We start from the raw sequence: 19,914 nt of genomic DNA, 5'->3' as shown, positions 1-19,914 counted from the left end.
CGGGGGCAGGCGTGCGCAGGGGGTCAGCTCAACACGAACAGGACCACACGCGACCGAAGTCGATGTGGGAGCGGGTGACCAGCCACTGCTGCGGATGCATGGGCCAAGTGGAACAGGCATCCGGTTCCGCGTCAACTGCCGTGAGATGTACGGCTCACAGTCCGGACAGCCTTGACAGCGCAGGGAAACGCCCCCGTACTCTCGGTGCACGGCCCTGCTGAGGGGCTCGGCCGTGTCCGCGCCGCTTCCGGCGCTGCCCGTGTGAAGGCGACACCCCGTCTCTGACGACGCTCCCCCGCTTCCGGCTGCACCCGGGGCGGGAGGGCCCCCACGTCACGGAGCCTTCACATGTCATCCGACACCCTCGCCAAGATCCCCGCCGCGTCGCAGGCCCCGGAGCCCGCGGACGCCCCGCGGATCGTCCCGCGACGCCGGTACGGGCAGTGGGCGGCAGCCGCCGCCGTCCTGGTCCTGCTCGGGCTCGCCGTCAACTCCGTCGTCCACAACGAGGCGTTCCAATGGGACGTCGTCGGCGACTACTTCACCTCGGACTCCGTCCTGCGCGGACTGTGGCTCACGCTGTGGCTGACCGCGGTGGTGATGGTCCTCGGCTTCGCCCTCGGCACCCTGCTGGCCGCGTTCCGGCTGTCCGCCAACCCGGTGCTCCGGGCCGTCGGTTGGGGGTACGTCTGGCTGTTCCGGTCCATCCCGATCCTGGTCCAGCTGCTGCTGTGGTTCAACATCGGGGCGCTGTACCCGCAGGTGTTCGGGGTGAAGACCGTCGACCTGCTCAGCCCGGTCGCCGTCGCCGTCATCGGACTCACCCTGCACGAGGCCGCCTACGCCGCCGAGGTCGTCCGGGGCGGCATTCTCTCCGTCGACCGCGGGCAGATCGAGGCCGCCCAGGCACTCGGTCTGAGCCGGTGGCGGCGCTGGTGGCGGATCGTGCTGCCGCAGGCCATGCGCTCCATCGTGCCGCCCGCCGGCAACATGCTGATCGGCACCCTCAAGGGCACCTCGATCGTCAGCGTCATCGCCGTCAACGACCTGCTCTTCTCCGCCCAGTTGATCTACCACCGCACCTACCAGGTGATCCCCCTGCTGATGGTCGCCACCCTCTGGTACGCCGTGGTCACCTCCCTGCTCGGCATCGGCCAGACCTTCGTCGAGCGGCACTACGCGCGCGGCACGGAGAGCGCCCGATGAGGCAGCAGTTGGTCATCGTGGGAGCCGGGCCGCGGGGGACCGGCATCCTCGAACGCATCGCCGCCAACGCACCCGAGCTGTACGCCGGCGGTCCCGGCCTCGACATCCACCTGGTCGACCCGCACCCGCCGGGCGGCGGGCGCATCTGGCGGCAGGCGCAGTCGCCGCTGCTGTGGATGAACTCGCACGCCGAGGACGTCACCATGTTCACCGACGAGACGGTGACGATGGCCGGCCCGGTGCGCGAGGGCCCCACCCTGCACGAGTGGGCCGGCCTGGACGGCCGCACCTTCGCCGACCGCCGGCTCCAGGGCCGCTACCTGCGCTGGGTGTACGAACGGATCCTCGCCGACCTGCCCCCGCACGTCACCGTCCACCACCACCCGCGGCGCGCCCTCCGGCTCGCCGGGCCCCGCGACGGCCGCCAGCAGGTGTGGCTCGAGGGCCGCTCCCGCCCGCTCCCGGCCGACGCGGTGATCCTCGCCCTCGGCCACCTGGACGCCGAACCCGACGCGGAGCAGACGCGGCTGGCCGAGTACGCCCGGCGGCACGGCCTCGTGCACCTGCCGCCCGACTTCACCGCCGACAGCGACCTCTCGGCGCTGCCGCCCGGCGCACCCGTCCTGGTACGCGGCTTCGGACTGGCCTTCGTCGACCTGATGGTGCTGCTCACCGAGGGACGCGGCGGACGGTACGAGGGGGACGCGTACCACCCCTCGGGGCGCGAGCCGGTGCTGTACGTCGGCTCGCGGCGCGGTGTGCCGTACCACTCGAAGATCGGCTACGACTGGACCGGCGAGCGGCCCCCGCTGCCCCGCTTCCTGGGCCCGGCCGAGGTGGACGAACTGCTCGCCCGGCCCGGCGGCTACGACTTCCGGCGCGATGTGTGGCCCCTGATCGAGAAGGAGCTGGGCTTCGCCCACTACCACCGGCTGTTCACCGCGCACCCCGGCCGCACCGCGATGGCCTGGGCCGACTTCGAGGAGAAGTACGCGGCGGCGGGCGGCCCGGCCGAGACCGGGGCGCTGGTCGCCGCCGCCGTGCCGGACCCGGCCGACCGGCTCGACCTCGCCGCGCTCGACCACCCGCTGGACGGCGTGCGGTACGCCTCCCACGAGGACTTCCAGGCCGGGCTCAGGGACCGCATCGAGGCCGACCTGACCCGCCGTCACGACCCCGCGCACAGCACCGACCTCGCCGTCTTCCTGGGACTTCTCTCCGTCTACGGGCAGCTGGTGCGGCTCGGGGACGTCACGTCCTGGTGGCACGGGTTCTTCAGCTTCCTGGCGTCCGGGCCGCCCGGACCCCGGCTGCGGCAGATGCTCGCGCTGTCCCGGGCCGGACTGCTCAGGTTCGTCGGGGCCGGCATGACCGTCACCGCCGAGCGCGGGGTGTTCCGGGCCACGAGCCCCACCGTGCCGGGCTTCGCCGTGGAGGCGCGGGCCCTGGTGGAGGCCCGCCTGCCCGAGCCCACCGTCGGGCGCGCCCGCGACAGCCTGCTGCGCGCCCTGCACGCCGACGGTGCCGCCGAGACCTCCGACGGACTGCTCCGGGTCGACCCCGGCGACGGCCGGATCCTCGACGCCGCCGGGCGTCCGCACCCCCGGCGCTTCGCGCTCGGCCCGTCCACCGAGACCCGTACCGCCGGCGCGTTCACCCGCCCCCGCACCGGCGGACCCGCCTTCCGGCAGAACGACGCCACCGCCCGGGCGGTGCTGTCCTTCCTGACCACCTCACTTGTAAAGGAACCCGTGCGATGAGCGTCATGGTCGACATCAGGTCGGTGCACAAGAGCTTCGGCTCCCTCGACGTGCTCAAGGGCATCGATCTCCAGGTGCGCGCCGGCGAGGTCACCGCCGTGCTCGGCCCCTCCGGCTCCGGCAAGTCCACGCTGCTGCGCACCATCAACCACCTGGAGAAGGTGGACCGGGGTGCGATCAGCGTCGACGGCTCGCTGATCGGGTACCGGCGGGTCGGTGACAAGCTGTACGAACTGCCCGAGCGGGAGGTGCTGAAACAGCGCACCCGGATCGGGTTCGTCTTCCAGAACTTCCACCTCTTCCCGCACCTCACCGTGCTGGACAACGTCGTGGAGGCGCCGGTGCACGCGCTGAAGCGGCCCCGGGACGCGGCCCGCGAGAGCGCCCGCCGGCTGCTGGATCGGGTGGGGCTCGGCGACAAGGCCGACGCCTATCCGCGGCAGCTGTCCGGCGGGCAGCAGCAGCGGGTCGCCATCGCGCGGGCGCTCGCCCTGGAGCCGAGACTGCTGCTCTTCGACGAGCCGACGTCGGCGCTCGATCCCGAGCTGGTGGGCGAAGTGCTGGACGTGATCCGGGACCTGGCGGCCCAGGGGACGACGATGATCGTCGTCACGCACGAGATCGCGTTCGCCCGGGAGGTCGCCGACACGGTGGTGTTCATGGCCGACGGGCGGATCGTGGAGCAGGGGCCGCCGGAGCAGGTACTGGGTGCCCCGCGACAGGAGCGGACCCGGGCGTTCCTGGCGAAGGTGCTGTGAGGGTGGGGACCGTGACCGTGGGCAGCGGCGAACCGGGCACCTCCCCGACGGCCCGAGCGGCGGGTCAGGGGCCCCCGGGGCGCCGTGGGTGCCCGCCGGCCGGGCGGGGACAGGGGTCCGGGAGGCGCCGGGTATGAGCAGCCTGCTGCACCTGGCCGCCGCCGTCGATCCGTCGGGGGGCCTGGACGCCGGCTCCCCGGTCGAACTGGCCCGGCTCGCCGAGCGGGGCGGGCTGGACTTCGTGACGCTGGACGACTCCCACGACCGCTCCGCGCCCGACGGGCTCGGGACCCTGTGCCGGATGGCGTCCGCGACCCGGCGGATCGGGCTGGTGCCGACGGTCGCCGCCACTCACGCCGAGCCCTTCCGGGCGCCGGCCGCCGTGGCCGCCCTGGACCGGCTCAGCCGCGGGCGGGCCGGCTGGCGGATCGACGCGTTACCGGGCCCGGGCCCGTGGACCGTGCCCCGGCCGCCGCACGGCCACCCCGTCCGCGTGACCGATGCCACCGACGGCCACACCCGCACGGCCGCCGCCCGGTACGCGGACGTCGTCCTGCTGCGGGCCGCGTCCCCCGCCCAGGCGGCCGGCGCGCGCGACGAGCTGCGCGAGCTGGCACGCTCGTTCGGGCGGAGACCGGACGCGCTGCTGGTCCTGGTGAGCCTGCTGGTCGACCTCGGCGACGGCGAGTACGCGGCGGAGGCCGGACACGGCGGTGGCGGGCCCCGGCCCACCGTGCGGGGCCCGCTGTACCGGGGCGGCCCGGTCGACCTCGCGGAGCTGATGGCCGGCTGGCACGCCGACGGTGTCACCGACGGTTTCCACCTCGTCCCCGTCGTACCGCGCCGTGATCTGGAGCGGCTGGTCAACGGCACGGTGGCGCTGCTCCAGCACCGCGGACTGTTCCGCACCTTCTACCCGGGCAGCACCCTGCGCGAGCACCTGGGCCTGACTCGCCCCGCCGACCAGTACGCATGAGCGAGAACCGGAGGGCGGGGCGGACCCCGGAAGAGCGCGTCCGGTATGGGAAGGTTGGCCGCTGATGAAGGGATCCGACGGCATGGCGCTGGACGCACCCGAGGTCTGCGAACGGTGGCAGGAGAAGCGCACGGGGCGGCCCCGGCGCCCCCCGGACCGCTCGCGCCGACCGTGACGCACCGGCTCGGGAGCTATCCGGAAGGGCGACTTCCGGACATTTCCGGGGTCTCGCGCCGCGGGAGCCGGCGGCGCGGACGGCCGCGCGCGGGTTCGACCCCACCGGTGAACCCACCCCCGTCGACATGCCGGAGGCGGCGGTCGAGGCGGGGCCGCACCACCTGAGCCGGCCCGGGGTCCACCGGGCCGGTACGGGCGGTTCCAAGGCGTTCGGGCCGTTCCGGGCCGACGGCCGAAAGGCCCCCTTGTGCCGACCGGCCGTTCGGCCGAATACTCCCCCTCAGCGCTTGTCAGGGGCATGCGTATTCGGATCCGGTCGGGCCCCTGACTGCGACTCACGGGCCCCAACCCCACGCGGGCCCCCGACTTCCCTTGGAGGGAAAGCCAAGTGAGGATCAAGCGCACAACTCCCCGCACCGGCACGGCGAGACGGACCCGGCTGACCGCCGTGGCCACCGGCTTCCTGGCCGCAGCAGCGTTCGCCGCCCCCACCGCGAACGCCAGCGACGTCCACACGTTCAGCGCCGCGCAGCTGACCAAGGCGAGCGACTCCGTCCTCAAGGCCGACATCCCCGGTACGGCCTGGGCGGTGGACGGCAAGACCAACCGCGTCCTCGTCACCGTCGACAGCACGGTGTCCGAGGCCGAGATCGCCGCGATCAAGAAGCAGGCCGGCGCCGACGCGGGCGCGCTCACGATCAAGCGCACCCCCGGCACGTTCAACAAGCTGATCTCCGGCGGCGACGCCATCTACGCGAGCAGCTGGCGCTGCTCCCTGGGCTTCAACGTCCAGGACAACAGCGGCAACTACTACTTCCTGACCGCCGGGCACTGCACCGACGGCGCGGGCACCTGGTGGTCGAACTCGTCCCACACCACCACCCTCGGCACCACCAGCGGCTCCAGCTTCCCCGGCAACGACTACGGCATCGTGCGCTACACCAACAGCTCGGTGACCAAGTCGGGTGCCGTGGGCAGCCAGGACATCACCAGCGCGGCCACGCCCTCCGTGGGCACGACCGTCTACCGCCGCGGCTCCACGACCGGTACGCACAGCGGCCGGGTCACCGCGCTCAACGCCACGGTCAACTACGGCGGCGGCGACATCGTCTCCGGCCTGATCCAGACCACCGTCTGCGCCGAGCCCGGCGACTCCGGCGGCCCGCTGTACGGCGGCACCACGGCCTACGGTCTGACCTCGGGCGGCAGCGGCAACTGCTCCTCCGGCGGTACGACGTTCTTCCAGCCGGTCACCGAGGCGCTGAGCGCCTACGGGGTGCACGTCTACTGACGGGCACCGTTCCCTGACGGGCCACGACGGCCGACGGCCCGGATCTCCCGGCGAGCCCCCGCACGCGGACTGCGTGCGGGGGCTTCCTCGTGGCGGCCGCGAGCCGGGCGGCCGACGGACGGGGGCGGTCGCGGCGGTCCGGCCCGCGGCGGTGCGCCGGGTGCTGCCGGAGGGTCCCCGGTGGCCGTTTGCGCAGGTCGGAGGCGGCCGAACAGGTGTCGTACACATGTTCGGAAATGGGGGTATGGTGGAGGTGAGGATGTTGGAACTGATGTTCGAGAGTCGTTCGAAGGCTCACGAGTGCGGGAGGTGTGTGTGCCGGGCTTCGCGCATCTGCACACCGTCTCCGGGTTCTCCCTGAGGTACGGGGCCTCCCATCCGGAGCGGCTGGCCGAGCGTGCCTCGGAGCGGGGCGTGGACGCCCTCGCCCTGACCGACCGCGACACCCTCGCCGGGACGGTCCGCTTCGCCAAGGCCTGCGCCGGCGCCGGCGTCCGTCCGCTGTTCGGGGTGAACCTGGCGGTGGCGGCGCGGGAGGCCGTACGACGGGAGCGGCGGCGCACCCCGGTGCGCGGGGGTGCCTTCCTGGACGAGTCGGCTCCCCGGGTGACCTTCCTCGCCCGGGACGGCGCCCGGGGCTGGGCCGAGCTGTGCCGGCTGGTCACGGCGGCGCACGCGGACGAGGGGGCCCCGCTGCTCCCCTGGGCCGGCCACCGCGGCGACGGCCTGGTGGTGCTGCTCGGCCCGGAGTCGGACGTGGGGCGCGCGCTGGCCGCCGGGCGCCCCGACCGGGCCGCGGAGCTGCTCGCCGCCTGGCACGAGGTCTACGGCGACGCGCTGCGGCTCGAGGCCGTCTGGCACGGCCGGACGGGTACCGGCGCGGGCTCCCTGCGGCTGGCCGCCCGTACCGTCGGCCTCGCCGCCGAGCGGGGGGTGCGGCCGGTGCTCAGCAACGCCGTCCGGTACGCCGACCCCGGCCAGGGGCCGGTCGCCGACGTGCTGGACGCCGCCCGGCGCCTGGTGCCGATCGACCCGCGCGGGGAGCTGGACTCCGGCGCGGCCTGGCTGAAGGGCGCCCAGGACATGCGGGAGGCCGCCGAGCGGATCGTGGAGGCCGCCGGGTACCGGCGGGACACCGCCCACCGGCTGCTGGAGCAGACCCGGGCCACGGCCGCCGAGTGCCGGGTCGACCCCGAGGACGACCTGGGCATGGGGAGCGTGCACTTCCCCGAGGCGCACCTCGTCGGCGCCGGCCGGCGCACCGCGCAGCGGGCGCTCGCCTCCCGGGCGACCGCCGGGATGCTGCGGCTCGGCTACGGCGGCCGGCGCGCGTACTGGGAGCGGATGCACCACGAGCTGGACATCATCGCCCACCACGGCTTCGCCTCCTACTTCCTGACCGTGGCCCAGGTGGTGGACGACGTGCGGGGGATGGGCATCCGGGTGGCCGCGCGCGGCTCCGGTGCCGGGTCGCTCGTCAACCACCTGCTCGGAATCGCGCACGCCGACCCGGTCGAGCACGGGCTGCTGATGGAGCGCTTCCTGTCCAAGGAGCGCCTCGTGCTGCCCGACATCGACATCGACGTGGAGTCCGCGCGGCGGCTGGAGGTCTACCGGGCGATCATCGGGCGGTTCGGCGGCGAGCGGGTCGCCACCGTCGCCATGCCGGAGACGTACCGGGTCCGGCACGCCATCCGGGACGTGGGCGCCGCGCTGTCCATGGACCCGGCCGAGATCGACCGGGTCGCCAAGTCCTTTCCGCACATCCGGGCCAGGGACGCCCGCGCCGCACTGGAGGAGCTGCCCGAGCTGAAGCGGCTGGCGGGGGAGAAGGAACGGTTCGGCAGGCTGTGGGAGCTGGTGGAGGCGCTCGACGCGCTGCCGCGCGGGGTGGCCATGCACCCGTGCGGCGTGCTCCTGTCCGACGCCTCCCTGCTCGCCCGGACGCCGGTGGTGCCGACCAGCGGCGAGGGGCTGCCCATGTCCCAGTTCGACAAGGAGGACGTGGAGGACCTCGGACTGCTCAAGCTGGACGTGCTGGGCGTGCGGATGCAGTCGGCGATGGCGCACGCGGTCGCCGAGGTGGAGCGGGCGACCGGGGAGCGGATCGAACTGGACGCGGTGCCGCCGGGGGACCCGGAGACCTACCGGCTGATCCGGTCCACCGAGACGCTCGGCTGCTTCCAGATCGAGTCGCCGGGCCAGCGGGACCTGGTGGGGCGGCTCCAGCCCGCCACCTTCCACGATCTGGTCGTGGACATCTCGCTGTTCCGGCCGGGCCCGGTCGCCGCCGACATGGTGCGGCCCTTCATCGAGGCGCGGCACGGGCGGGCGCCGGTGCGCTATCCGCACCCGGACCTGGAGGAGGCGCTGCGGGGGACGTACGGCGTCGTCGTCTTCCACGAGCAGGTCATCGACATCGTCTCCGTCCTGACCGGCTGCGGCCGGGGCGAGGCCGACCGGGTGCGGCGCGGGCTGTCCGACCCGGAGTCGCAGGAGCGGATCAAGGTGTGGTTCGCCCAGCAGGCGGCGGCCAGGGGGTACGACGCGGAAACGATCCAGCGGACCTGGGAGATCGTGGCGGCCTTCGGGTCGTACGGCTTCTGCAAGGCGCACGCCGTCGCGTTCGCCGTGCCCACCTACCAGTCGGCGTGGCTGAAGGCGCACCACCCGGCCGCCTTCTACGCCGGGCTGCTCACGCACGACCCCGGGATGTATCCGAAGCGGCTGCTGCTGGCCGATGCCCGGCGGCGCGGGGTGCCGATCCTGCCGTTGGACGTGAACGTCTCCGGGGTCGCACACCGGATCGAACTGGTGTCTGAATCGCCGGAGGCGTGGGGGCTGCGGCTCGCCCTCTCCGACGTGCACGGCATCAGCGAGACCGAGGCGCGGCGGATCGCGGACGGGCAGCCGTACGCCTCCCTGCTGGACTTCTGGGAACGGGCCCGGCCCAGCAGGCCGCTGGCCCAGCGGCTGGCGCAGGTGGGCGCGCTGGACGCGTTCGGCGCCAACCGGCGCGACCTCCAGCTGCACCTGACCGAGCTGCACCGTGGCGCCCGGGGCGGCGGCGGAGGCCAGCTCCCACTCGCCGGAGGGCGCAAGACCGCACCCGCCGGCCTGCCGGATCTGACCGAGGAGGAGAAGCTCAGCGCCGAGCTGGGCGTGCTGTCCATGGACGCCTCGCGCAATCTGATGGACGACCACCGGGAGTTCCTCGCGGAACTGGGCGTGGTCTCCGCGCGCCGGCTGCGCGAGGCCCGGCACGGCGAGACCGTGCTGGTCGCGGGCGCCAAGGCGGCCACCCAGACCCCGCCGGTCCGCTCCGGCAGGCGGGTCATCTTCTCCACCCTGGACGACGGCACCGGCCTGGTCGACCTCGCGTTCTTCGACGACTCGCACGACGCCTGCGCCCACACCGTCTTCCACTCCTGGCTGCTGCTGGTGCGCGGAGTGGTGCAGCGGCGCGGCTCGCGCAGTCTGAGCGTGGTCGGCTCCGCCGCCTGGAACCTCGCCGACCTGGCGGAGGCACGGCGCGAGGAGGGGCTCGACGGGGTCGCGGCCCGGCTGGCCGGACCGTCCGGCGCGGACGGGGGAGCGGCGGAGGGCGGGGACGGTCCGTTCCGGGCCCGGGTCGCCGGCTCCGACGGGCTGCCCGCGCCGGCCGGCTCAGCGGCCCGTGACCCGATGGCGGACCGGACGATCCGCATGCCCACGGGGTACGAGATGCACCCCTGGGCCGATCTGCGCCCCGCGGGTGAGGACGCCGCGCAAGTACCCGCGGCGATACGGAAGTTGTGGCACCAGAGCCCGGGGAGTGCGGGATGACCATCCTCTGCGTACGTTTCCAGCTGCCGCCGATGTACGAGGCGGCCCTGCCGGGACTGCTGGGGCTGCTGGAGGACTTCACCCCGGTCGTGGAGGCGCTGCCGCCGGACGGAGCGCTGGCCGATCTGCGCGGCGCCGAGCGGTACTTCGGGCGCAGCGCGGTGGAGCTGGCCTCGGTGATCCGGGTGCGGGCCCTCGCGCGCCATGGCGTCGACTGTGCGATCGGCGCCGGCCCCGGGCCGATGCTGGCCCGCGTGGCGCTGCGCGACGCCCGGCCCGGGGTGACCTGCGCGGTGCCCGAGGACGCCGTCGCCGAGTATCTCGCCGGCAAGCCGGTCGCCGCGCTGCCCGGCGTCGGCGCGGCGACCGCCCGCACCCTGGGCGAGTACGGCCTGGACACCCTGGGCCGGGTCGCCGCCGCGCCGCTGTCCACGCTCCAGCGGCTGATCGGCGCGAAGGCGGGCCGCGAGCTGCGCGAGAGGGCGAACGGCGTCGACCGCGGCCGGGTCGTCCCGAACGCCGTTTCGCGCTCGCTGATGACGGAACGCACCTTCGACGTCGACGAGTTGGCCCCGGACCGGCACCGCAGGGCACTGCTGTCGGCCGCCGAGGAGATCGGTGCCCGGCTGCGCGCGGTGGACAAGGTGTGCCGCACCCTGACCCTCACCGTGCGCTACGCCGACCGTTCCTCGACCACCCGCAGCCGCACCCTGGAGGAGCCGACCGCGCACTCGGCGGCCCTGACCCGGGCGGCCTACGGGATGTACGAGGCGCTCGGTCTCCAGCGCGCCCGGGTCCGTGCGCTCCTTCTGCGCGCCGAGGGCCTGACGCCTGCCGACCAGGCCGCCCACCAGCTCACCTTCGACCCCGTGGACGAGAGGGTCCGCCGCATCGAGGAGGTCGCGGACCGCGCGCGGGCGAGGTTCGGGCCGCGTGCGGTGATGCCGGGCACGCTGGCGGCGTGACCGGCGCCGGCCCGGGGCGGAGTGGCGCGGGGGCCGGCGGCCGGGGGTGGGATCCGCGCGGTGCGGGGCCGTTCGGTACGGATTGCGCATGGTGATCCGATCCGGCCGGCCGGGTGACGCCCCGGCAGGCTGCACGTGTCACTCGTGAGCACCGGCAGTTTTTACTGACGCGTAACTTCACACTTGCACTACTCGCCCGTAACTTGACGAGTGAACAGCATCCCGTGATCCGGATCACAGGGTTGGCCGTGCACCTCCCCTTGAGCCGCAAGGAGATCACACGATGCTGCCCTGGAAACGCGTCCTCAGACCCCTGGCCGCGCTGCTCCTCACCGCCGCCGTCGCCGTCGTACCCGCCGCCACCGCCAGCGCCTCCGACGCCCCCCACTCCGGCTGGAACGACTACTCCTGCCAGCCCTCCGCCGCCCACCCCCGCCCCGTCGTCCTCGTCCACGGCACCCTGGGCAACTCGGTCGACAACTGGCTCGGCCTCGCCCCCTACCTCACGAGCCGCGGCTACTGCGTCTACTCCCTCGACTACGGGCGGCTGCCCGGCGTCCCCCTCTTCCACGGCCTGGGCCCCATCGACGCGTCGGCCGAGCAGCTGTCCGACTTCGTCGACCAGGTGCTCGCCGCGACCGGAGCCGCCGAGGCCGACCTGGTCGGCCACTCCCAGGGCGGGATGATGCCCCGCTACTACCTGAGGTTCCTCGGCGGAGCCGCCAAGGTGAACGCCCTCGTCGGCATCGCCCCCGACAACCACGGCGCCACCCTGAGCGGCCTCACCAACCTGCTGCCGTACTTCCCCGGCGCGGAGGACCTCATCAACGCCACCACCCCCGGCCTCGCCGACCAGATCCCCGGCTCCGCCTTCCTCACCAAGCTCAACGCGGACGGCGACACCGTCCCCGGAGTGCGGTACACCGTCATCGCCACCAAGTACGACGAGGTGGCCACCCCCTGGCGCAGCCAGTACCTGAGCGGCTCCGGCGTCCGCAACGTCCTGCTCCAGGACCTGTGCCCGCTCGACCTCTCCGAGCACCTCGCGATCGCCCTGTTCGACCGCATCGCCTTCCACGAGGTGGCCAACGCGCTCGACCCGGCGCACGCCACCGCCACCAGCTGCGCCTCGGCCTTCAGCTGACCCGCCGGGGCCTGTCCCGCCTGAGCCGCCGGACAGGCCCCGGAACCCTCCCCGGAACCCTTACGGGGCCGGAACCCTTACGGGGCCGGATCCCTTACGGGGCCGGATCCCTTACGGGGCCGGAACCCTCACGGGGGCCGGAAGCCCTCACCGGCGGTGGCCGCCACCCGCTGCGCGCCGCCGCACCGACAGGAACAGCACCGCCGAGCCCAGCGCCAGTGCCGCGGCGCCGCCGATCGCCACGGTGGAGGTGCCGGCGGACGCCCCCGTCTCGGCGAGACCGGCCGCGGCCCCGGCCGCCCTGGGCCCGCCGGCCCGGGTGGCGGCGGACTTCACCGCGGCGGCGGCCGGCTCCGCCGAGGTGCTCGCGTCGTCGTCCCCGTGCCCGTGGTGCTCGATCGTCGACTTGTCGCCACCGGCCGCGATCTGCTCGTCGGAGGGCGCGGAGGCCGACGGCACCGGCGCGGAGCCGGCCGGCGTGGGCCGGGCGTCCCCCGCACCGCCCGCGTCCCCCGCACCGCCCGCGCCGCCCGCGCCGCCTGAGCCGGGCGTGCCGCTCGTACCCCCCGTGCCGCCGGCGCCGCCGAAGTCGACGTCCGAGCAGGAGTAGAACGCCTCCGGACTGTCCGAGCGCTGCCACACCGCGTACAGCAGCTGCCTGCCGGACCGCTCGGGCAGCCTCCCGGAGAACGTGTAGAAACCGCCCGACGGGACCGGGTCGGTGGCCCTGGCCACCGGGTGCTCCAGATCCAGGTCGGACCAGGCCAGCGGCTTCGCCGGGTCGTAACCGGGCCGGGTGAGGTAGACGGTGAAGGTGCCCTTGTGCGGAGCGGTCACCCGGTACCTGAAGGTGTACGACCCGCCGCGCACGCTCGTCGCCGGCCAGTCGGCGCGGGCCAGGTCGAGCCCCTTGAACTCCTCGCCGGCCGCGCTGCACAGCTTGCCGTCCGGGATCAGCTGCCGGTGCCGCCCGGCCGCGTCCCCGATCCGGATGCCGTTCCAGTCGTAGAGGGCCTGGGCGCCGCCGGCCGCCACGGCGGCCTTGCAGGCGGCCGTCCTCGGGCTCTCCGGCCCCTCCGCGTAACACTGCGCGACGCGGCTGACCGGGTCGCCCATCGAGCCGTGGGCGGCCGCGGGGGCGGCGGCGAGCGCGGTCAGCGCGAGCGGTGCCAGGCCGAGTGCGGCGAGGACGGACGCCTTGGCCTTACAGCTGGTGGGCATGCGGAACTCCTCCGAACGGTCCGTGGGGCGGGCCGCGTCCGACGGGCTGATGCCGTGGCCCGGATCCCGTGGGGTGATCCGAAGCTAGCCCCGGAGGAGCGCGGAATCGGCTGCCGGGAGCGGGCGGAGGAGATCTTTATGGTGCGCTTAAGGGACTGCTCAGGCTGCGCTCAGATACCAGGGGGTGTCTAGCATGCGCTCATGATCGAACAGGACCCGGAACGGATCCGGACGGCCGTCGTGGCGGACGTGCCGGCCGTGCGTGCGGTGACCGACGCGGCCTACCACCCCTACATCGCGCGCATCGGTGTGGTGCCACAGCCCATGGAGGCGGACCACATGGCGAACGTGGTCGCCGGCAAGGTGTTCGTCACGGGGGCGCCCGTCACCGGGCTCGTGGTGCTGGAGGCGTTCGCCGACCACCTCTTCCTGGACAGCATCGCCGTCCGCCCCGAGGCGCACGGCACGGGCGTCGGGCGGCGGCTGCTGCGGTTCGCCGAGGCGCACGCGCGTGCGCTGGGCCTCGACGAGATCAGGCTCTACACGAACGCGATGATGTGGGAGAACCAGGAGATCTACCCGAAGTACGGCTACGAGGTCGTGGAGCGCCGTGTCGACGGCCCCTACGACCGCATCCACTACCGCAAGCGGCTGAGCTGAGGCTGCCCGGCGTCAGGCCTCGGGCCACCAGGTCCGCGCGATGTCCTTGCGCACCTCCGGGCGCCCCGCCGGGCGCTCGTCCGCCTCGTCGCGGATCCGGCGGCTGTCCGCCTTCTTCAGGGGCTTGTGCAGGGTCACGCGGCGCATGGCTGCCTCCTTCAGTGCCCACCGGGTTCCGCGGTGTCACGGAGGCGGACGCTTTTGGGGACTGTTACTCATCGGTGCCGGTATGTCAGTGGCGGCGGTCACGCCGGCGCCGTCGGTGGCGTGTGTCACTCTCCGGGGGTGACGAGGGGGAGCACGCTCACGGTTGCGGTTGCCCCGGAAGTGGCCGGTGATGCACGGGCCGTACCACCGGTCCGTGCACCCGTACGCAGCGCGATCATTCGGTGACGTACTGTCAGTGGAGCGGTGCGGGTCAGGCCAGCAGTTCCCCGAAGCCGCCGGCCCCGCGTGCCAGCGCCTCCAGGGTGTCGAGCGCCGCCAGCGCGGCGGCCGCGGCCGGCGGGTCCGTCTCCGCGAGCCCGCTCGCGGCGAACTCGTCCTCGTCCAGCCGCCGCACCTCCCGGCCGTCCGCGGAGCGCCACAGGTCCAGGTCGAGGTCCTCCACGACCAGCTCCGCGCCGACGGGGGTCCCCCCGTCCGAGCCGGTCCGGGCGGGGACGAGGACCGCGGGGCGGGTGATGTCGCAGTACCAGCCCTTCACGGAGCCGTCCGCGGCGCGGACCTCCTTCACCGAGTACCACCGGTCGCGCCAGTAGTACTCGGTGAACACGTCACCCGGCTCGAAGCGCACGAACCCGAAGTCGCGGACACCGGAACCCGCCCACAGGGCGCGTACCGCGATCCGGGTGCCGTCGTCCCGGAGCAGCTCGGCCGGATAACGGATCTTGATGCGGCCCGCCTTGACCAGGACGACCTCCAACCGGGCGAGCGGCTCAGCCGAGTTCGCGGACATAGCGCACCTCCGTCGCGCACCTCTCGTACCCGAGCCACTCGTTGACGGCGATCATGGGGGCGTTGCCGGTGTCGTTGCCGGTGAACGCCTCGGTGACGCCGGCGGCGCGGGCCCGGTGCAGCGCGTGGGCCTTGGCGAGCTTGGCCAGGCCGCGGCCCCGGTGGGCGCGGGCGGTCCCCGTCATGGCCGTGGAGTACCGGCCGGCGCCGTCGGTGTAGGCCACGGTGAAGGCCACCGGGCGGCCGCCGGCACAGACGACCGTGGTCAGCTCCCGGTCCAGCAGCGGATGGTTCCAGGTCTCCTCGATCCAGGCGTCGTAGTCCGTGAACTCCGTCGCCACGTCGCCCGGTTCGTCCAGCACCGTCTCCGCGTCCAGGTCGAACAGCGGCCGGGGATCGTCCGCGAAGGCGGCGGCCGTGCGCAGTTCGACTCCGGCCGGGACCTCCGGCAGCGGCGGCAGGGAGGCGTGCGCCAGGTCGAGCCGGAGGAAGTGGGCGCTGCGGCCCCGCCGGTAGCCGCGCCGCTCGGCGAAGGCCCGGTTGGCCGGCTCGTCCAGCGCCCAGGCGAACAGCCTGTTCGCCCCCAGGGACGCCAGGTACTCCTCGGCGGCCCGCACCAGCAGCCGGCCGGCCCCGCGGTGGGTGCGGTCCGGGCGGACGTAGACGTTCAGGCAGCCCTGGCCCGGATCGGGGCTGTCGTGGACCAGGTGGACCTGGGCCGTGCCGATCACCTCGCCGTCCTCCTCCGCGACGAGCGGACGGTAGCGGGCGTCGGGGTGGAGGTGGGCGGCCGTGTGCCGGACCGAGTCCGGGGTGAAGAGGATGTACGGCAGGGCGAGGCGGCGGACCAGGGCGAAGCCCTCCGCGTCGGACGGGACGTCGGGACGGAGGTCGCGTACGAGGACTGTCACGAGCACGCACCGTACGGGGAGGGGAGGCGGGGGTGCCTCTCATTTTCCGGCGGATGCGGGACAATCGGCTGGTGAGCCTCAAGATCCGCATCGACGACAGCGCGCCCCCGTACGAGCAGGTGCGGGCGCAGATCTCCGAGCAGGCGCGCTCCGGCGTGCTCCCGGTGGGGTACCGGCTGCCGACCGTGCGCGGGCTGGCCGAGTCCCTGGGGCTCGCGGTGAACACGGTGGCCAAGGCGTACCGGGCGCTGGAGGGCGACGGGGTGATCGAGACGCGCGGGCGCAACGGCACGTTCGTGGCCGCCGCCGGCTCCGCCGCGGTACGTGAGGCCGCCGCGGCCGCGCAGACCTACGCCGACCGGGTCCGGCGGCTCGGGCTGGACGAGGAAGCGGCGCTCGCCGCGGTCCGCGACGCCCTGCGGGCGGCTTACCGGGAAGGGTGAGCGGCAGGGCCGGGTCCGTGCCGGGCAGGCGGATGGGGCTGGACGAGGAAGCGGCGCTCGCCGCGGTACGCGACGCCCTGCGCGCGGCTTACCGGGAAGGGTGAGCGGCAGGGCCGGGTCCGTGCCGGGCAGGCGGATGGGCGGGCGAACGGGTCAGGCCGGTCTCGCCGGTTTCACCGCTTCCGGTGTGCGGGTCACCGTGCGTCCGGCCCGCCGTGCCGCCCTGCCGAACGCCACCGCGTCCCGCACCGCCGCACCCCCGGGATCGTTGTTGAAGTACGCGTACACGTCCGCCCCGTCCGGCCAGGTCGTCGCGACGCGGTCCACCCAGGTCTCCAGCGACCGGCGGCCGTAGCGCGGCCACGGCCGGGCGCGCCCCTGGTGGAAGCGGACGTAGCCCCAGTCGGCGGTGCGCCACAGCGGGGTGACCGGGCGGGCCAGCACGTCCGCCCAGCACAGGGCCGCGCCACGGGACTCCAGCAGCCGCCGCAGCTCCGGCGTCCACCAGGAGTCGTGCCGGGGTTCCACGGCCACCCTCGTACCGGCCGGGAAACAGGCCAGGCAGGCGTCCAGCAGGGGCGGGTCGGCGCGCAGTGTGGGCGGCAGCTGGAGGAGGACCGGACCCAGCCGGTCGCCGAGGCCCGCCGCGTGGGACATCAGGCGGTGCACCGGCTCCTCGGGCTCCTTGAGCCGCTTGATGTGGGTGAGGTACCGGCTGGCCTTGACCGCGACCACGAAATCCGGCGGGACGCGGCCCCGCCAGGCGGCGAAGGTGTCGTACGTCGGCAGGCGGTAGAACGCGTTGTTGATCTCCACGGTCCCGAAGAGCCGGGTGTACTCCTCGAGCCACAGCCGCGCCGGGACCCCGGCCGGATAGACGAGGTCCCGCCAGTCCTTGTACTGCCACCCCGACGTGCCGACGAACAAGGTCATACCCTCATGGAAGCACTACAGGTAGAGCCCCGCGTCCGCGCCTTCCCGGGCCCCCGGCACCGACGTCGGCGCGGTGCCCCGGCGCAGCGCGTACAGCTCGGCCAGCGTCGCCCCCTCACGGCCGACGCCCTCCTCGGTGCCGAGCCAGTGCACCGCCTCCGTGCGGGTCAGCGGGCCCACCTCGATCCGGGCGAGGCAGCGGCCGGGACGGACCACGGCCGGGTGCAGGCGCTCCAGATCCTCGTTGGTGGTGACCCCGACCAGGACGTTGCGGCCCTGGCCGAGCAGACCGTCGGTGAGGTTCAGCAGCCGGGACAGCGCCTGCCCCGCAGTGTGCCGGGCCTCGCCGCGGATCAGCTCGTCGCAGTCCTCCAGCAGCAGCAGGCGCCAGCGGCCCTTGCCCGCTCCGTCGTCCTCGCCGATCGCGATGTCCATCAGGTAACCCACGTCGGAGAAGAGCCGCTCGGGGTCCAGCACGCAGTCCACCTGACACCACTCCCGCCAGGAGCGGGCCAGGGTGCGCAGGGCGGAGGTCTTGCCGGTGCCCGGCGGGCCGTGCAGCAGCAGCAGCCGGCCGGCGATGTCCTCGGGGGTGGTCTTCATCAGGCGGTCCATCGCGTCCGCCACCGGGGCCGTGTAGTTGGGCCGGACCTCCTCCCAGGTGCCGGCGGAGATCTGACGGGTCGTCCGGTGCGGGCCGCGCCGCGGGGAGACGTACCAGAACCCCATCGTCACGTTCTCCGGCTGCGGTTCCGGCTCGTCGACCGCGCCGTCCGTGGCCTGGGAGAGGATCCGCTCGGCCAGCTCGGCGCTGGTCGCGGTGACCGTGACGTCGGCGCCCCGGTTCCAGCGGGAGACCAGCAGGGTCCAGCCGTCCCCCTCGGCGAGGGTCGCGCTGCGGTCGTCGTCCCGGGCGACCCGCAGCACGCGGGCGCCCTCCGGCAGCAGGGTCGCGCCCGAGCGCACGCGGTCGATGTTCGCCGCGTGCGAGTACGGCTGCTCGCCCGTCGCGAAGCGGCCGAGGAACAGCGCGTCGACGACGTCGGACGGCGAGTCGGAGTCGTCGACGTGGAGCCGGATCGGCAGAGCGTCGTGTGGGTTCGCAGACATGCCGCCATGATCCGGCACGGATGCCCTCCGCGCACGGCATTTCCACCCCGACGCTGCGCCGGGGGAGCGGTCCGCGACCCGCGGCCGCCGTGGCCGGTTCCCCGCCGTTCCCGGTGTTCCCGACCGCTGTCCCCGCCGTGAGTACCGCCGTTACCGTTGTCCTCGATGGGCGGTCGTGGGTGGGATGCGCGGAATCGGCGGTGGCGCCTCGCCGCCCTGCTCGGCGTGGCGGGGACCGTGCTGGCCCTGGTCGTGACGCTGCTGAGCACGCCGCCCGGCGAGCGGGGCACCGCCGGCGCCACCCGGGACGGCGACACCGCCGACGGCGGCCCGGCCGACCCGCCCGGACGGCCGGCAGCCTCCGTCGGCTGGGGCTTCACCCACACCCAGTACAGCGCCGACCACGGCGCCCCGGACGCCACGGCACGCGTGGAGCGACGCCTCGCACGCACCGCCGGGCTGCCCCAGGACCAGGCGATCATGGGCTGGGGCGCGGACAACCCCGAACCGGTGAAGGGGCGTTGGGACTTCGGCGCGCTGGACCGCCGTGTCGACTTCGTCCGCGCCTCCGGCGGCACGCCCGTGATCACGCTGTGCTGCGCGCCGGACTGGATGAAGGGCGGCCGCGCCGGCGGCACCGACTGGAGCCGGGCCGCCCTGGAGACGGCGCCCACCCCCGACCACTACCAGGACTTCGCCGACCTCGCCGCGACCGTCGCCAGGCGCTACCCCGACGTACGTCACTTCCTCGTCTGGAACGAGTTCAAGGGCTTCTGGAACGACGCCCGGGGCCGCTGGGACCACGAGGGGTACACGACGATGTACAACCTGGTCTACCGGGCGCTGAAGAAGGTCGACCGCGACATCCTGGTCGGCGGCCCGTACCTGGGCATGGACAGCGTCGACCCGCGGGACGAGAAGGCCTCCGACGCGCTGAAGGGCCCCTGGGGCGCCGTGGACCGGCGGGTCCTGGACGCCTTCGCGTACTGGAACAGGAACAAGGCCGGGGCCGACTTCGTGGTCGTCGACGGATCCAGTTACACCGAGGACGGCGAGCCGGTGCCGGACGAGTTCGCGGCCACCGGCAAGTTCACCGCGGTGAGCGAGTGGCTGCGGCGGCAGACCCGCGACCTCCCGCTGTGGTGGGCGGAGTACTACGTCGAGCCCGCCGACGGCGACGACGAACGCGACGACTGGTCCGAGGCCCACCGCCGCGCCGTCCACGCCGCCGGACTGATCGCCCTGGCCAGGGGCGGCGCCGACTCCGGCTTCTACTGGAACCCGCAGAAGCGGACGGGCCGCTGCCCCGGCTGCCTCTGGTCCCCGACGGACACCGGCGGCGGGGGCCGGGAACTGCCCATGTACGGCCTGCTGTCCAGGTTCGCCGCGGCGTTCCCGCCGGGCACCCGGTACGCGACCGTGACCGTCGCCGCGGACGACGCGCCCCGTGTCCGCGTCCTGGCCACCGGCCGGACCGTTCTCGTCGTCAACACCCTCGACCGGCCGGTCGGCGCCCGGATCGACGGCAAGCGCCTCGCCATGGCCGCGTACGACGTGCAGTGGCTCGACCGCCGGAC

General features: G+C 74.1%; 16 protein-coding genes and 1 pseudogene. 11 read left to right on the top strand and 6 right to left on the bottom strand.

Going from position 1 to position 19,914, the window contains the following annotated elements; all coding sequences use genetic code 11:
- Nucleotides 1-348 precede the first annotated feature (348 nt).
- The 8 genes from ABZ576_RS24515 to ABZ576_RS24480 all read left to right on the top strand — a co-directional run bounded on the left by ABZ576_RS24515 (nt 349) and on the right by ABZ576_RS24480 (nt 12,102).
- On the top strand, nt 349-1,206 hold the full coding sequence (locus ABZ576_RS24515) for an amino acid ABC transporter permease (RefSeq protein ID WP_360744642.1): 858 nt from the start codon (nt 349-351) through the stop codon (nt 1,204-1,206).
- Complete coding sequence (locus tag ABZ576_RS24510) at nt 1,203-2,966, top strand: FAD/NAD(P)-binding protein (protein ID WP_360744639.1); 1,764 nt, start codon at nt 1,203-1,205, stop codon at nt 2,964-2,966. Before ABZ576_RS24515 ends, ABZ576_RS24510 begins: the two co-directional genes overlap by 4 nt.
- Entirely contained in the window at nt 2,963-3,724 is a 762-nt protein-coding gene (locus tag ABZ576_RS24505) for an amino acid ABC transporter ATP-binding protein (RefSeq protein ID WP_360744637.1), read from the top strand. The genes ABZ576_RS24510 and ABZ576_RS24505 overlap by 4 nt, the downstream gene beginning before the upstream one ends.
- Nucleotides 3,725-3,857: 133 nt before the next feature.
- Entirely contained in the window at nt 3,858-4,700 is an 843-nt protein-coding gene (locus ABZ576_RS24500; RefSeq protein WP_360744635.1) for an LLM class flavin-dependent oxidoreductase, read from the top strand.
- Between the two features lie 565 nt (nt 4,701-5,265).
- Nucleotides 5,266-6,168 carry a S1 family peptidase gene (locus ABZ576_RS24495; RefSeq protein ID WP_360744632.1) on the top strand — a complete coding sequence of 301 codons (903 nt, stop codon included), beginning with the start codon at nt 5,266-5,268 and terminating at the stop codon, nt 6,166-6,168.
- A gap of 315 nt (nt 6,169-6,483) precedes the next feature.
- Entirely contained in the window at nt 6,484-9,993 is a 3,510-nt protein-coding gene (locus ABZ576_RS24490) for a DNA polymerase III subunit alpha (RefSeq protein ID WP_360744629.1), read from the top strand.
- Entirely contained in the window at nt 9,990-10,958 is a 969-nt protein-coding gene (locus ABZ576_RS24485) for a hypothetical protein (RefSeq protein ID WP_360744626.1), read from the top strand. The genes ABZ576_RS24490 and ABZ576_RS24485 overlap by 4 nt, the downstream gene beginning before the upstream one ends.
- Before the next feature lie 283 nt (nt 10,959-11,241).
- The gene (locus ABZ576_RS24480; RefSeq protein WP_360744623.1) at nt 11,242-12,102 is read left to right on the top strand and encodes an alpha/beta fold hydrolase; all 861 of its coding nucleotides are present in this window, start codon (nt 11,242-11,244) and stop codon (nt 12,100-12,102) included.
- Nucleotides 12,103-12,249: 147 nt separating this feature from the next.
- Here ABZ576_RS24480 and ABZ576_RS24475 read toward each other — a convergent pair whose 3' ends face one another.
- A complete protein-coding gene (locus ABZ576_RS24475) occupies nt 12,250-13,323 on the bottom strand; it encodes a lytic polysaccharide monooxygenase (protein ID WP_360744620.1) in 1,074 nt (357 codons plus the stop codon).
- A 201-nt stretch (nt 13,324-13,524) separates the two neighbouring features.
- Between ABZ576_RS24475 and ABZ576_RS24470 the strand changes: the two genes are divergently transcribed.
- Nucleotides 13,525-13,983, top strand: coding sequence for a GNAT family N-acetyltransferase (locus tag ABZ576_RS24470; protein WP_360744617.1), 459 nt, complete (start codon nt 13,525-13,527; stop codon nt 13,981-13,983).
- 12 nt (nt 13,984-13,995) lie between these two features.
- Here the strand turns inward: ABZ576_RS24470 and ABZ576_RS24465 are convergent, their stop codons facing one another.
- From ABZ576_RS24465 to ABZ576_RS24455, 3 genes are all read right to left on the bottom strand, one after another.
- Complete coding sequence (locus ABZ576_RS24465; protein WP_360744614.1) at nt 13,996-14,130, bottom strand: hypothetical protein; 135 nt, start codon at nt 14,128-14,130, stop codon at nt 13,996-13,998.
- A gap of 271 nt (nt 14,131-14,401) precedes the next feature.
- Nucleotides 14,402-14,941 (bottom strand): DUF402 domain-containing protein, encoded by a 540-nt coding sequence (locus tag ABZ576_RS24460; RefSeq protein WP_360744611.1) that lies wholly within the window; start codon nt 14,939-14,941, stop codon nt 14,402-14,404.
- Nucleotides 14,922-15,851 (bottom strand): GNAT family N-acetyltransferase, encoded by a 930-nt coding sequence (locus ABZ576_RS24455; RefSeq protein ID WP_360744608.1) that lies wholly within the window; start codon nt 15,849-15,851, stop codon nt 14,922-14,924. Before ABZ576_RS24455 ends, ABZ576_RS24460 begins: the two co-directional genes overlap by 20 nt.
- Before the next feature lie 71 nt (nt 15,852-15,922).
- Here ABZ576_RS24455 and ABZ576_RS24450 point away from each other — a divergent pair, with 71 nt between their 5' ends.
- Nucleotides 15,923-16,294 (top strand): GntR family transcriptional regulator, encoded by a 372-nt coding sequence (locus tag ABZ576_RS24450; protein ID WP_360744605.1) that lies wholly within the window; start codon nt 15,923-15,925, stop codon nt 16,292-16,294.
- Nucleotides 16,295-16,447: 153 nt separating this feature from the next.
- On the opposite strand, the gene ABZ576_RS24445 is transcribed toward ABZ576_RS24450, so the two are convergent.
- Together ABZ576_RS24445 and ABZ576_RS24440 are read right to left on the bottom strand one after the other, a co-directional pair.
- Nucleotides 16,448-17,227, bottom strand: coding sequence for a DUF72 domain-containing protein (locus ABZ576_RS24445; protein ID WP_360744602.1), 780 nt, complete (start codon nt 17,225-17,227; stop codon nt 16,448-16,450).
- A gap of 15 nt (nt 17,228-17,242) precedes the next feature.
- Nucleotides 17,243-18,337 carry a DUF5925 domain-containing protein gene (locus ABZ576_RS24440; protein ID WP_360744599.1) on the bottom strand — a complete coding sequence of 365 codons (1,095 nt, stop codon included), beginning with the start codon at nt 18,335-18,337 and terminating at the stop codon, nt 17,243-17,245.
- Nucleotides 18,338-18,502: 165 nt separating this feature from the next.
- Here ABZ576_RS24440 and ABZ576_RS24435 point away from each other — a divergent pair.
- Nucleotides 18,503-19,909, top strand: a pseudogene (locus tag ABZ576_RS24435) (xylan 1,4-beta-xylosidase); the annotation flags it as partial.
- Nucleotides 19,910-19,914 lie beyond the last annotated feature (5 nt).

It is taken from the genome of Streptomyces sp. NPDC013455 (genome assembly GCF_040632975.1).
GTDB lineage: Bacteria > Actinomycetota > Actinomycetes > Streptomycetales > Streptomycetaceae > Streptomyces.
Note: the sequence above shows the minus strand (reverse complement) of the source record. Positions and strands in the feature narration are given on the sequence as shown.